The 13,635-nt window shown below is 44.9% G+C and carries 10 protein-coding genes; 5 read left to right on the top strand and 5 right to left on the bottom strand.

The genetic code is table 11. The features are described from left to right. Positions 1–16 precede the first annotated feature (16 nt). The 3 genes from pabB to ACTHPG_RS17430 all read right to left on the bottom strand — a co-directional run bounded on the left by pabB (position 17) and on the right by ACTHPG_RS17430 (position 3,829). Positions 17–1,813: an aminodeoxychorismate synthase component I gene (gene pabB / locus ACTHPG_RS17440; protein ID WP_440390754.1), complete on the bottom strand. Its 1,797-nt coding sequence runs from the start codon at positions 1,811–1,813 to the stop codon at positions 17–19. Positions 1,814–1,841: 28 nt separating this feature from the next. After that, complete coding sequence (locus ACTHPG_RS17435; protein ID WP_440390753.1) at positions 1,842–2,447, bottom strand: anthranilate synthase component II; 606 nt, start codon at positions 2,445–2,447, stop codon at positions 1,842–1,844. A gap of 581 nt (positions 2,448–3,028) precedes the next feature. Beyond that, complete coding sequence (locus ACTHPG_RS17430; RefSeq protein ID WP_440390752.1) at positions 3,029–3,829, bottom strand: lipid II flippase Amj family protein; 801 nt, start codon at positions 3,827–3,829, stop codon at positions 3,029–3,031. 201 nt (positions 3,830–4,030) lie between these two features. On the opposite strand from ACTHPG_RS17430, the gene ACTHPG_RS17425 reads away from it, so the two are divergent. Then, positions 4,031–4,501 carry a DUF2188 domain-containing protein gene (locus ACTHPG_RS17425; protein WP_440390751.1) on the top strand — a complete coding sequence of 157 codons (471 nt, stop codon included), beginning with the start codon at positions 4,031–4,033 and terminating at the stop codon, positions 4,499–4,501. A gap of 202 nt (positions 4,502–4,703) precedes the next feature. On the opposite strand, the gene ACTHPG_RS17420 is transcribed toward ACTHPG_RS17425, so the two are convergent. Next, on the bottom strand, positions 4,704–5,438 hold the full coding sequence (locus ACTHPG_RS17420) for a YitT family protein (protein WP_440390750.1): 735 nt from the start codon (positions 5,436–5,438) through the stop codon (positions 4,704–4,706). A gap of 850 nt (positions 5,439–6,288) precedes the next feature. Here ACTHPG_RS17420 and ACTHPG_RS17415 point away from each other — a divergent pair. Together ACTHPG_RS17415 and ACTHPG_RS17410 are read left to right on the top strand one after the other, a co-directional pair. After that, positions 6,289–7,326 (top strand): nucleotide-binding protein, encoded by a 1,038-nt coding sequence (locus tag ACTHPG_RS17415; RefSeq protein WP_440390749.1) that lies wholly within the window; start codon positions 6,289–6,291, stop codon positions 7,324–7,326. Continuing rightward, positions 7,323–7,556 carry a hypothetical protein gene (locus tag ACTHPG_RS17410; RefSeq protein WP_440390748.1) on the top strand — a complete coding sequence of 78 codons (234 nt, stop codon included), beginning with the start codon at positions 7,323–7,325 and terminating at the stop codon, positions 7,554–7,556. Before ACTHPG_RS17415 ends, ACTHPG_RS17410 begins: the two co-directional genes overlap by 4 nt. A 447-nt stretch (positions 7,557–8,003) precedes the next feature. Here ACTHPG_RS17410 and ACTHPG_RS17405 read toward each other — a convergent pair whose 3' ends face one another. Continuing rightward, the gene (locus tag ACTHPG_RS17405) at positions 8,004–11,570 is read right to left on the bottom strand and encodes an S-layer homology domain-containing protein (RefSeq protein ID WP_440390747.1); all 3,567 of its coding nucleotides are present in this window, start codon (positions 11,568–11,570) and stop codon (positions 8,004–8,006) included. 448 nt (positions 11,571–12,018) lie between these two features. On the opposite strand from ACTHPG_RS17405, the gene ACTHPG_RS17400 reads away from it, so the two are divergent. After that, a complete protein-coding gene (locus ACTHPG_RS17400; protein ID WP_440390746.1) occupies positions 12,019–12,405 on the top strand; it encodes a hypothetical protein in 387 nt (128 codons plus the stop codon). A 213-nt stretch (positions 12,406–12,618) separates the two neighbouring features. Continuing rightward, on the top strand, positions 12,619–13,560 hold the full coding sequence (gene cysK, locus ACTHPG_RS17395; RefSeq protein WP_440390838.1) for a cysteine synthase A: 942 nt from the start codon (positions 12,619–12,621) through the stop codon (positions 13,558–13,560). The last annotated feature ends 75 nt before the right edge of the window (positions 13,561–13,635 follow it).

Genomic DNA, 13,635 nt, shown 5'->3' with positions numbered 1-13,635 from the left:
CGAACGTTTTCTCCTTTCACTGTCCTGAAGTAACGGTAAGTTCATGTAACGATTGGTCCAGACTTTCCTGTGAAACTTTAACGGAGATCCACCCACGGACACTATTGATCAGCCATATATTTGTTGCTTCGATGATGTCTCTGTACGTTAATACTTTTTCTTCAAGTACTCCGTCATTCAGGAGCTGATTTCGTAAAGTACCTGCTAATAATCCGCTATCTCTTGGTGGTGTATATTTTTTACCCTGTTGCTCAATGACAACATTGCCTGTTGTGAATTCAGTAAGTTCCCCATGCTCATTCCACAGCAGAACATCATAACCATCTCCACACGCCTCACGATGAACATCGTACATGTCCCGATACGTTGTCTTGTGGTATAAGAAGCGCTGAGTGGACAACATTGGTGATTTCGCGAGAGCTACCGTCTGTGTTTCCCTTCGTTCTATAAGCGGTGTGCTCTCAACCCTAATTTCTCCCACTGGAGATAACAACACTCTGACCTTATGCAGGTCGGTTGAATGCTCCTTGGCATAAGCAATCAGTTGGTTACGAATATCCTCTTTATTCGCCCCAAAGTTAAAATAGGTTGCAGAATCCATCATCCGATCAAGATGTCTTTCCAAGAGGAAATACAGGCCATTCTCCAATCGAAGCGATTCCAATAATTCAAAATACGGCTTTTGTTCCGTTAGCATCAACGCTTTTGTTTTGGCCTCTGCGTATTCATCCGAAGCTGTCGAATCCCAAGTGATACCTCCGCCCACACCGTATTCAGCCTGATTCCGCTGATGATCAATCCATACTGTCCGAATCGCTACATTGAAAACGGATGAACCATCCGGACTCAACATGCCAATCGATCCGCAATAAATCTCTCTTGGCGTATCTTCCAGTTCATAGATTAAGTCCATTGTGCTGATTTTCGGTGCCCCAGTAATGGAACCACAGGGAAAAAGTGCTGAGAACATGTCCTCCAGCTGTATGTGGGACCTTGTATTTGCTGTAACAGTAGAGGTCATTTGGAACAAAGTATAATATTTCTCAATATCAAAAAGTCTCGGTACATGCACACTTCCCGTCTCGGCAATAACACTAAGATCATTCCGGAGTAAATCCGTAATCATCACATTTTCAGCCCTATTTTTCGGGGAGTGATGCAGCCACTCGGCCAATTCGTCGTCCTGTTCCTGATAAAGCCCCCGTTTCACTGTTCCTTTCATCGGGCGTGTCTCCAGCTGATTTCCATTCTTTTTGAAAAACAATTCAGGTGAAGCACTCAAAATACTGATATCACCGAGTTGCAGCATGGCTGAGTAATCCGCCTGTTGTGCATCACATAGCTTTGTGTAAAAAGCGTAAGGGTCACCCTCATATTCCGATCGAAGACGCATCGTATAATTGACCTGATAGGTGTCTCCCCGCGCGATGGCTTCGTGAATTTTATGTATATTCTGGTGATAAGCCTTCTCTGTAACCGTTGGTTCCCATCCTGAAATCTGATAGTCATCAGATGAAGATGCATAACCTGTATCATACCCTTCAAAAATACCAAACCATATGAGCGGTAAAACCCCATCTGAATGAACTCGAAAAGCGGTATCGAAAGCCGGCGCAGCTTCGTAGGACACATAACCTACTGCATAATACCCCTTATCAACAGCGTCCTGAATTTTTCTCAACCCAGGTTTGACCTCTTCAATGGATATGGCCTTAATGACTTCAACAGGATTTCTGAAGATTTTACGCTGTTTACATCGATCCTCGCCTACAAAATCAAATAAGATATACGGATTGGCATCGGATGGATTCATTCGAAGATTACCTCCTTGAGAAGTTAGTTTAGAGCGTAACGTAACTTGAGTCGGATTCCGTCTTTTGATTAGAGCAGTTCTGCAAAAAGTTAGCCAGAATCTGTTTGCCGGATGGCGTGATAATGGATTCCGGATGGAACTGGACTCCTTCTACAGTCCATTTCTTATGACGAAGTCCCATCACTTCCCCCTCGCTGGACCATGCGGTGGCTTCCAAATCTTCCGGGAGATCGGGATTGACAATAAGCGAGTGATATCTTGCCACGTTTAGAACGGCAGGCATCCCTTCAAACAACGTTTTTCCATCATGCGAGATATCCGAGGTCTTGCCATGCATCAGATGCCTGGCTGATTCCACTGTCCCTCCAAATGCCTGAGCGATAGCCTGATGGCCAAGACATACACCAAGAATCGGAATCTTTCCAGCAAAATGTCGAATCACTTCAAGAGAAACTCCGGCGTTAGTCGGATTAGATGGACCTGGAGAAATCACGATATAATCCGGCGCTATCTCTTCCAATCTTTTCACCGTAATCGCATCATTGCGATACACGTTTACGCTCTGACCCAAATCAGCGAAGTACTGCACAAGGTTATACGTGAAAGAATCAAAGTTATCAATCATAACGATCATAAGCAGGTATCCCTCCAATATTGAAATAAAATTCAGCAAAGGATGACTTGCGAGCTGAGAGACTGACTATTCGGTCTAAAAAATGGTGCGCATAGCCATTCTGATCCTAGTAAAATCAAGAATACTAGACTGAAAGATTTCAAAAAAACAGACTGTTCGGTTTAATTAAGTTCATTTTTTTGTGTTATACGCCAAATAATATTCACTAAACGTTAGTGAAATCTAATCAGAGGGTTGGTCCATTGGAATAAGTGACTAGTAAAGGAGAAGCAAATAGAACGACGTCTGGTTGCCTTTTTTGTGGTAAAAACTGGAAGTTATCTGAAGTGTTGCATGATTCATCATGAAATTTTCTCAAATGTTGGGAATTAAAGTGAAAACACATTCCCATTTCATATTAACCCATATTAAACAAGTATACCACCATTGTTTTAAATATTTTGCACTTTAATAACCTATTATGTAAATTTTAAATATAAAATAAGTTTTTTTGTCTTTTTACAATTCAGGTTAGTCGGAATTCGAAAAAAACTGGCCCTCAGGATAGTATGGATACATTCCTGACAAGGCCAGCTCTATCATCACATCATATTAACAATCCAACCAATCCAATACGCAAATGGAATTAATAACAACTGTGCCACCATTGTACCGAACAGACGGGATACGAGCATGCAGCCGTAGATCTGATTCATGCGATCCAAACGAATCTCACCACGTAATGATTTGTCACTGAGCAGGGAAATTCGCGGATCAATCAGAATAGTCAACAAAATGGTTGCTATTCCGTTAATCAGACCTGTTGATTGGGATGCTGCTACAGCCTGTCCTGGGTAAAGATACGCTGCGTACAAGCTGGACAGGACACCCGTGGTGTATATTGCGGTTACCGCTACATTTAGCATCATCAACCGTCTTGGCATCCCATGCTGTACCAATCGCTTGGCCATCTTCCAGGATGGCGGCGTGATGTAATACACTGCATTCCTGATTTTGTTTCGCTTCAGCATGCTGCGAACCATCGCAGGGATGGAACCGGCTACCTCAAAATGTACAACCATTCTAGATGAGAGCTTAACCATGGTTGGGAAACACAATATGGCTAACGCCGTTCCAATGGTTGCCGCACCCATTAACCAGTGAAGCTGTGCTGCAAAGTGCGGATTGGCTCCACGTGTTGCTGTATCCACCAGATTACCTACCATTGGGCCCTGGGCCATATTAGAGGTACGGGAAACCAATAGCAATATCCCTGCCAAAGAGATGGCCAGCGCGATTCTGCGCGTGCGTAACCCACCGAGGCGGAGCGCATATGACAAGCTGTCTGCGGCATGAATCAGCATAGTGAATAACATAGGGATTGCCAGGCTAAGACTAAACATATGTATGTACTCCTTTATCTTCCTCTTATTGAATTTATTTCTTTCCTGGACAGCATTATACGCCTCCAGCTTGCAAAAGTATAGGAACGGGATCCTTCTGAATTATCGTTCATTGGAATTACGACTTCACCTGTTTATCGTTTACCCCTTCCGTCACTGGGTAATATACAACTAATCCATTATTGTACAGGAGGGGTTCATATGCCTTGGAATAAACAGGATTATCCAGTATCCATGAAGAACTTGGAACCACGTGTCAGACACAAAGCAATTGAGATTGCCAATGCGCTGCTCGATGACGGGTATGAGGAAGGGCGATCAATTGCCATAGCGACAGCTAAGGCGGAAGAATGGGATGAAAATCATCCCTCACCGGGAGGTTCGAAAACGGACTCCACATCTTCTTCCGAAGACCCCAACCGTAAAACGTCATCTTCTACGCAGCGTCGTCATTCGGAGCCCGTCTCTTCGTCCAAAAGCCATGAAAACATCCATGTTGTACCTACCGACTCTGGCTGGGCGATTAAAGAAGAAGGAAAGTCGGCCTATCTCTCCACATTTGATACGAAGGCAGAAGCCGTAGATAAGGCCAAAGCACTTAGCAGCAAACAAAATATTCGAGTCATTATCCATAATCAGGATGGTCAGATTGCTTCTTCAATTAAGCCCTGAATGAACTGGATGACATCGGAAATTATCTGTTTTCACAGTCGGCTGTCATTGCGCAGTTCAGCGAAAATAAAATCATTCCATGAGCGAAAACAATAAAATCCCTTTTGCTGCTGAAGAGCAGACAAAAGGGATTTTATATGAACGTTAACGATTAAGACCTGGATAGGATGCATACAGGTTATGGTTGTTCTGAACCGTATGGTCAATGAGATACCCCTCTAGCCACCGTAGTTCGTTGTGAAACAGCAGCAGCGTTAACCGCCTTGGCTGCAGCCGATGGCATCGGCAATTTCACAGCTGAAGTCGTAGCCACAGTTCCTCGAGCCGGAACACTAACGACATACGTGATGACTTTGCTGGCAATCCATACGGCCAGAATTGTATATAAAGTTTCTTTTACCGGAAGAAAGAAAAGCGACAATCCCAATACAAAAGCATCACTGACAAAGAAAACGGTCCCCAGCTTCCATCCCTTCCAGCGACTAACCAGCACGGCGAGAATATCGTCTCCGCCTGTCGCTCCACCGAATCGAAGCACGATCCCAGCGCCTACCCCTGTCAATACACCGGATAGAACTGCCGGAATCCACAGATTTCCGTTAAACGACATCACCAATGTGGAGTATCGTTCAAAGCCGTCATAGAATAGGGAAAATGCAGCGACGCCAAGCAATGCCTGAATCATGAATTTCCAGCCTTTGAGGAACCAGGCGAGGATCATGACCGGAATGTCCAGTAGCAACATACCGATGGCAGGCGATAAGCCTGTTGCGTATTTTCCGAGCAGGGCCAGACCGACAAATCCGCCCTCCGATAAATGATTCTGAAAGTTAATGTGATAATAGGCAAAAGCTAAAATAAATGTACCGAGCAGCATAATGGCGAACTTGATCGCCTCTGTTTTAACGTGTTGTAAGGTTAACGATGTTCTCTTCATTCAGGTTCCCTCGCAGTTTGTAGGTTGGTTTTTAGACCGACCGTACCCTGCAAAAGGCAAGCCTGGAAGAAATCATCGTGTACGTCCTTCGAATATTCATTCCAATCCCCTCTTTCGCAGAGTCAGCCGTTTTTTTGAACCGGTTGGTGTACTCTACAAGGGGCGCTATGTGTATGAGAGATCGTAACGTTTCCAGATCGTCCTTGGGGAGATTGTCCTTCGGGAACTCATGGTATCCTGATCCTTTCTGTTCTGTTGTGGTTAGCTGTGCTTGGTTAAACATTATACTTTACACTATAACACTTCGATTACAGTACCCTCTTCCGATCGCTGTTATCCACGGATTTTTTTGATCCCATATTTCATATGGGAAAATCCGTTGATAAAGGCGAGCACTTCGTTTCTTCAGACGGGTTCTGCACTCTTCGTTACCGTGTAAAGATTCTGCTTAAACACCAAAGCTAACTTGCTTGTTCTTCTATTATATAACACCAACGTGACCGGGTCTAAACAGCCGACCCGTCAAATATGCGCATAAAGCAGCATCTGGGCTGCTCCAGCAGTCGTACGGGCACACCAGGATAAGCAATGCTTGCTAATGGTGCAACCTGCTCCTTTATTCTATGACCAAAGCTTCCAAAAATAACTGTCAGTCACCCAACTGTGACAAATTGGGGCCCTTTTTTATTTTTTGACGCTTTTTAAAGGAATCATTTTCCTTTCACACATACACTATAGCAAACGTAATCGGCTTTATTCTTTGTCCAGTTCAAACGTTTCCATACTTACCCTGCTGTTTATGGTATAATATAACAATTGAATCCCACTACCGTTTAAGCGAGGCGGATTGATGAAAACGTTAAAGCCAAGAGTCTTTATTGGCTGCTCGCTGGAAGCGAAGCCGATTGCAGCCGCAGTACACGAAAACTTACGTTTTTCAGCCGAAGTTACCCCTTGGTATTCCGGTGTATTTAATCCAAGCAGCTATACCATGGACGACCTGGAAGCAGAAGTCCGTACAACAGACTTTGCCATTTTTATTTTTCACCCGGATGATATATCCAAAATTCGCGGAAAGTACTACGCGTCCGTCCGGGATAATACAATGCTGGAAATGGGTCTGTTTATGGGCCGTCTGGGACGAAAGCGTATTTTTTTCATTCTTCCTGAAGATATTACGGACATGAAGGACACGACCAAGGTCGAGGGATTGCGTATGCCCACAGATTTGCTGGGTTTAAATCCACTTGTGTACGAAATCCGTTCTGATGGAAAGTGGGCACCAGCTGTCTCAGTGGCATGTTCCAAAATTGCAGACAGTATTGAGGAACAAGGACGCTGGAGTGATCCAGAATTGGAGAATATCATTGAGAAGCACAAGCGTACTGAGGGAGAAGCACGGTTACAACTGCTCAAATTGCTGCGGTTCTTTAGGGAATTGCTGCGTACCCGCAAAGCAGATGCCAAAATGCTGGAGCGAATGAGCGATGCCCTGCGCACCGCCTTTGTCTCTCACCCTCCATTTGCCGTACGCGGCACAGCCATATACCGTACGGATGACAGTGGTTATATTGAGCAATTATGTGGTAATGTTGGAGAACCGGGGAGAAAGTATGACTTGTCCGCTAACGACGATAAACAGCCGGATGATCCCAAGCGCATCCTGGTGATTGATTCTTACCAAGAGAACAAGATCAAAATCAACCTGTATGATGATTACCTTGAGAAAGAGTATCTGCTATGCTATCCTGTAGCCAAGAGGTATGTAATCACCGTTCACATTATTGGACATATTGAAGCGGATGAGGCGGTATTTCAGCAGATTGACCTACAGAATCGTCAACTGTTCAACGCCATCAACGATTTGTTAGGAGGCGAACCGGAATGAAACCGGAAACGAAAAAAATAAGCAAGCGCTGGGGCAGCGAAAAAAAGGTACGCCTCAGTTCTGCGCCCGAATCATCACGACCGGTTCCGGAACCCAAGGAAGAGGATCGTTTCCACAAGCCGGCCGTACCGCTAACGACCATAGGGCCCTCCCTGAAGGGCAAGGAAAAACCGTATAAGGTCATCCTTGAAAAAGAGGCGTTCTACGAAAAGCCTCAATATCTTGCGTAATCTTTTGCACACATCATCAAGCCTGCCGCTGAATCGGCAGTATTCCATAAGCCCCGCCGCCCAAGGCAGGGGCTTTTTTGTTTTCATTTTTCGCCAAAATAAACCTGCATTGCATGAGTCTCATTTAGTGTATGGCCTTAGGTTTCCTGCAAAACCCATAAATTATACCTAATTTTGGATCAGGCTTGTCCTGATGGTTTCTTTCAGTAAATTCAAGAAGGCGAGGTTAATTGTAATAGCTCACTTCTTCCCTACCTTCTATTTCCAATTATAATATAAGAACATACGTTCTGTAAATAAATAAATGAAAAAATAATTTTAATAACATATTTTTGACCTATAAAATCAATAAGAGCTGAGCAGAATTTAATTCTTCAAAAAAAAAACAGGCCACGCATAATCTCGCGCGCCCTGTTTCATTTGTCGTACACATAAGCTGTGACCCGTTTAGATCAGACCGGACTTTTCAAGCAATCTGCGTATAATCACAGCTGTTTCAGCCCGGGTAATGGATTGATTCGGAGCAATGGTATCTTTGCCACGTCCGGACACCAGTCCGGTGGAGATGCTGGATGCTACTGCTTCTTTGGCCCAACTTGCTACCTGCTCAGCATCTGCGTAATCAGACCATTGCTGAACGTTTCCGACAAAAGCAGCTGTTTCCATTCCAGTCACTTCCATAGCTCGTGCAATGAGTGCCATCGCTTCCTGACGAGTAATCTGTGTCTGTGGTCGGAATGTTCCATCTTTATAACCATCGATTAATCCATAGCTAGCCGCCGTATTCACAGCTTCAGCGTACCACTCGCTTCCACTCACGTCTTGGAAAGAGTTAGCCTCTTCACCAAGTTTCAACCCCAATCCACGTACCAGGATGGCAGCGAACTCTGCACGTGTAACTCCACGGTTCGGTCCAAAGGTTGTGTCAGTGATGCCCTCGATAACCATACGTGAACCCATATCATTCACTTCTGTCTCGGCCCAGTGTTGGGCTACATCAGTGAAGGTATGCGGGTGCCAGATAACGGCATACACACTGTTGGTCAAGCTGTTAATCTGTGCATGGTACATCCCATTGACCTGTGTAATTTTTGTGGGTACATGGCGCACACTTCCTTCTGCATCCACCACAACACCCGTGGTGATTTGGTTAGGATCAACGGTAGCTGGTAATGCAATTGTACGTGATACATAACTATTGAACTTATCCACGCTCACGGATTTGCCATTCAAGGTGGCTGTTACTTTGAAATCAACTGGTGATCCCAGAAGTGCATATCCATTTTGTTGAGCTGCTGTTTGTGCTGTCTGTATGACTGCTGCTGTCGGCTGTGAAATTTCTACATGCAGTTTGATGTCCTCCAAGGAATGGTCAGAATTCACACCTAGTTGCTGCGCGAGCTGCTCAATATTAACCTGTTGTGCTGGCAACGTATATGAGGCAATATCCGTTTGAAGCACCAATACGGCTTGTTTTTCAGCCATGAGTTTGACAGTCTGCCCCGTCAGTTCACCAATAACCTGATCTCCTTGAGCATTGCCTGTCACAGGAATCGTAACAACAGCCTTGTTGCCCTCGGTTTGAAGTTTTTGTGCGATAAGAGCTGCGTCCACTGTAAGGGTTACAACTTTTCTTCCGTTCACTTCAGTAGTAGTCAAGATTCCAGCATTCTCAGCTTTACCGTTCACGAGTACCTGAGCACCTGTAGTTGGGGGAGTTACGACGGGAGTAGTCACTGGTGTAGACCCACCACTTCCACCAGAACTGGAACCCCCGGAGCTTCCATTGCCACCCGATCCACCTGAGCTATCACTGTTACGCTTGATATTGAGTGTATATGTTTTCTTGCTTACTCCATCCAATGCAGTCACTTCAATAATAATTGTATTCATGCCACTGACTAACTGCACGACTGTACTATTACCACTAACACCATTAATTTTCACTGTGGCTCCAGTTTGATCCGGTTTAACGCTAATTCCGGTCGAGCCAACGGAACTATTGACCGTTGCTTCATAAATCTCCACATCCGGATTGAATGTCGGAGTTAATGTGATCGAAGGTAGAGCTATTTCATTTAACTTGGCATTGGTGATGTCAATTCGATTGATGTTAAGTTTATAGTCGTTACTGGTGCCGTCCTCCGCTTGAACATTAATGTTTACAGGGTTTGAGCCGTATACCAGATCCGTAACTGTGTATGTGTATATACCATCTGTGACGGTTTCATCTGTAGCGCCTGTTACGTGTACGACTTGTTCTTCATTTGCTTTGCTTAGAGAGAAGTCTACACTTGTCACGTCAGTTTCAACATCTACGCGGTAATCAAGCTCATCTACAGAGAAGTCTGGTGTCAGCTGCCCTGAACTTACCGTAAGGGTGGAGAGTGTTGCAGTAGATGACATCCACTTCGCATAAAGCGTAATATTTTGCGTTAGATTCGTATTGAAGTCAAAAGGTTGAATCAATTGGCTATCCTGATACCAGCCCGAGAACGTATATCCTGCTTTTTCCGGAGTATCAGGATTTACTGCTGGGCTGTTATAGTTCACCTTTTGATTGTCAATCTCAGTTCCACCATTCGATTCAAAACTAATATTTACATACAGTGGTTGCCACTGTGCATAGAGCGTAACATCACTATCGTTCATGGAGAAAGTATCTGCTGCGCTGTAGCTGGTTCCGCTACCATCTGCCGCTGTATTCCATCCGATGAACTGATGATCTTCTCTTGTCAGTTCTCCCGTATTGTCAAACACGGTTACTGTTGCATCTTTTTGATACTTATTGTTGTCTACGGGGACATTTCCAGTAATTGCACCATTGGCATTATAAGTCACTGAATGATCTGTAGAGAGTGTCTTAATTGTCAATTTGTTACTTTTCGTAGCGTCTGCATATGCAACATACGGCATTCCGTTCGGGCCGAATGCGAGTGAAGATTCGTTTATCGAACCTGTGAAGTATGGCTCTCCTCCAACGACAGTCCATTGAGTCCCGTCCAATTTCATCATTACACCTTGTTGCATCATCATGCCATTACTCGGTAGATTTTTAAAAGCGGTGTACGGTACACCTTGCGGATCGAAGGCCAAAGACATACTATTTAGCATTCCTGATGAGAATCCTGGATTACCTACGATTTCCCACTGGCTGCCATTTAGTTTCATTACTGTTGCCTTATAACTGTTGGAGCCGTCTTGAAATGCAACATAAGGTACATTGTTCGGACCAAATGCAAGTGAAGGATATGATGCCGAGTCTGCTGTAAATGCTGCATTCCCTACATTTTTCCATGAACCACCTGCAAACTGCATGACAGTCAATTTGTTATTTGTGGAATCTTCTGTGTATGCAATATAAGGAATACCATTGGAGTCAAAAACCAGTTTGGACATCTCTGATACACCAACTGTTGTAAAACCAGCTGTTCCAACGTTCTCCCACTGATTGTTATTCCATTTTTTAACTGTCACTTTACTACTTGCAGCACGATCTTGATATGCAATATAGAGCGTATTATTAGGACCGAATGCCAAAGTAACATAAAGCGCAGCTCCTGCCGAAAAACCAGGCGTACCCACAAACTCCCACTGATTCCCATTGAACTTCATTACGCTAGCCTTGCTTCCATTATCAGTATCCTGATACGCTACGTATGGAGTATTTTGAGAGTCGAATGCGAGCGAAGAAGTATATACTCCACCAGCAGAGAAGCCTGCAGGTCCAACAGATTGCCATGCACCGGAACCATATTTTAGTACCGTTGCTCTTCCGCTATTGCTTGCATCTTTAAATAAGGTGTACGGTGTCCCTTCGCTATCAAAAACTAAATCAATATTTTCCACCCTTCCTGATGTGAAGCCCACCCCTCCTACATCTACCCATGTTCCACTTGCCGCATAAGCACGATCTATACCTGACGCCTGAAACCCCGGAATTCCTCCAAAAATTAATGCAGCTACAACCAGCATCGTTATCACTCTTTTAAACCTCAGTAATCTTTTATTCATCCGTGATCGTCCTTCCATTCATCATAGTAAATTCCCTGCTCCTGTCCCACCTAGCTCCAACCTTGTGTCAATCTTATAAATCTACTTAAGAGCTACCCAGCTAACATGCTCGTATTTCCATCAAACGTACACTTGTTGAATATGTATTTTTAAATATTAGTACTCCTTTCGATGTAGTTTGAAATTTTAAAGATAGTATAACGAGCTACTATAAACAAACTCTAAACACGGTGAGTACATTCTCCTTTTATGTTCTGCATTTCGACAAGTTGAAGTTGCCTATGAGCCTTATTCCACAAGGGTTTGCATATGATTTAAGCTTCCTTAAAGAGAAAATGTAAATATTTTCAGATTGAAACCCGCATGACTCAGGATTATGCTGACTATAATATAAACAAGAACATTTGTTCTTGATCAAAATGATATCTATGGCTAAGGAAGTGAACATATGGCCGCCTCTTCCACTTCAGCCCCAACGCCTACGGACGAAGATCATCGTCTGATCAAAGGTATGGTTGTGCGTACGCTTTTGCTGGATGTACTGGAACGGGATATTCAAACGATGAATACGCTGCTTCTGAAAATGCCCGAGGTCTATATTCTGTCGCTCACTCGCATTCAGAATGAAGTACTTAAGGAGATGCTGGGACTGCGCAAACAGATGAGAGCCCGTGGAGTAAAAGTTCTGGAGGAAACGCGGGGAAAGGATGGCATTGAAACCGTTTATTTGTGCAGGGGATACATGCAACGGTTCTATATGCTCTGGACATTTGCACGCAATGAGGTCAAAAAAGAGTTGAGTCACCATCTACAGATGGATCTGACGCAAACGTGATGAATATGATTTAGATTACATCTTGATCCTGCCGCCAAAAACCGTTCATACTTTCTCCATACAAAAGGGTTGAACGGGTTGACCATGGCATGCTGTGTTCATTAAGATGGAGAAGACATATCCAACCATTCCAATCCGGGATAACGATATGTTCTCAATGTCTTATTAATCAAGGAGCTGTACTTTATGGAATCCCATTCGAATTCTTTATCGATGTCACAAAATAATACAAAGCAACATCCTCTCGTAGCCGCAGATGTAACAGAACTGATCGGCCAGACACCTGCCGTTAAACTGAACCGGCTCACAGGCAGCGACTCCGCTGACGTATACGTGAAACTGGAATACTTCAACCCAAGTGGCAGCGTCAAAGACCGTGCCGCCTATAACCTGATCGTTCAAGCTGAACGTGCAGGACTGCTTCTGCCCGGTGCAACCATTATCGAACCCACCAGTGGCAACACGGGCATCGGTCTGGCCATGAACGCCGCTGCCAAAGGATACAAAGCCATTCTGATCATGCCGGACAATATGTCCAAGGAGCGCATCAACATTCTGAAAGCCTACGGCGCAGATGTGGTGCTCACTCCTGCTGCGGAGCGGATGCCAGGTGCGATTCGCAAAGCAAAAGAGCTTCAGGCAGACATTCCGGGAAGTTTTATTCCGCAGCAGTTCGAGAATCAGGCGAATCCGGATATCCACCGGATCACCACGGCTCCCGAGATTATGCAGCAGATGGATGGCAAACTGAATGCATTTATTGCCACGGCGGGAACCGGCGGTACCATTACCGGCACCGGGGAAGAGCTGCGCAAGCAGTTGCCTGATATTCGCATCTATGCGGTGGAGCCCAAAGGTTCTCCGGTGTTGTCCGGTGGCGAGCCCGGACCACACAAACTCGTCGGTACAAGTCCGGGGTTCATTCCGGACATCCTGAATACCGACGTATGGGATGCCATCATCCAAGTGTCCGATGAGGACGCACTGGATACGATGCGGCAGCTTGCTGCCCGGGAAGGGCTATTGCTCGGCCCTTCCTCTGGGGCTTCGGTGTGGGCCTCCCTTCGCATCGCGAAGGAACTGGGGCCGGGGCACCGGGTGCTCTGCATTGCGCCGGATACCGGGGAACGGTATCTGAGCATGGGTATTTTTTAACACAGCTAAAATTTAAAATCTGTACACATCAAAAAGGGGCTTCCTTGTCTCATGAGTCATGAGCATGACAGAGTC

Origin of the sequence: Paenibacillus sp. SAF-068 (genome assembly GCF_051967555.1) — a bacterium.
In the GTDB taxonomy this organism is placed as follows: Bacteria; Bacillota; Bacilli; order Paenibacillales; family Paenibacillaceae; genus Paenibacillus.
The sequence above is the reverse complement of the archived record's forward strand: the minus strand, read 5'-3'. Positions and strand labels throughout refer to the sequence as shown.

Coding starts and splice junctions, on each gene's coding strand:
- ACTHPG_RS17405 (WP_440390747.1), bottom strand. CDS start 11,570: ATGAATAAAAGATTACTGAGGTTTAAAAGAGTGATAACGATGCTGGTT.
- ACTHPG_RS17415 (WP_440390749.1), top strand. CDS start 6,289: ATGAAAACGTTAAAGCCAAGAGTCTTTATTGGCTGCTCGCTGGAAGCG.
- ACTHPG_RS17425 (WP_440390751.1), top strand. CDS start 4,031: ATGCCTTGGAATAAACAGGATTATCCAGTATCCATGAAGAACTTGGAA.
- ACTHPG_RS17435 (WP_440390753.1), bottom strand. CDS start 2,447: ATGATCGTTATGATTGATAACTTTGATTCTTTCACGTATAACCTTGTG.
- pabB (WP_440390754.1), bottom strand. CDS start 1,813: ATGAATCCATCCGATGCCAATCCGTATATCTTATTTGATTTTGTAGGC.
- cysK (WP_440390838.1), top strand. CDS start 12,619: ATGTCACAAAATAATACAAAGCAACATCCTCTCGTAGCCGCAGATGTA.
- ACTHPG_RS17430 (WP_440390752.1), bottom strand. CDS start 3,829: ATGTTTAGTCTTAGCCTGGCAATCCCTATGTTATTCACTATGCTGATT.
- ACTHPG_RS17420 (WP_440390750.1), bottom strand. CDS start 5,438: ATGAAGAGAACATCGTTAACCTTACAACACGTTAAAACAGAGGCGATC.
- ACTHPG_RS17400 (WP_440390746.1), top strand. CDS start 12,019: ATGGCCGCCTCTTCCACTTCAGCCCCAACGCCTACGGACGAAGATCAT.
- ACTHPG_RS17410 (WP_440390748.1), top strand. CDS start 7,323: ATGAAACCGGAAACGAAAAAAATAAGCAAGCGCTGGGGCAGCGAAAAA.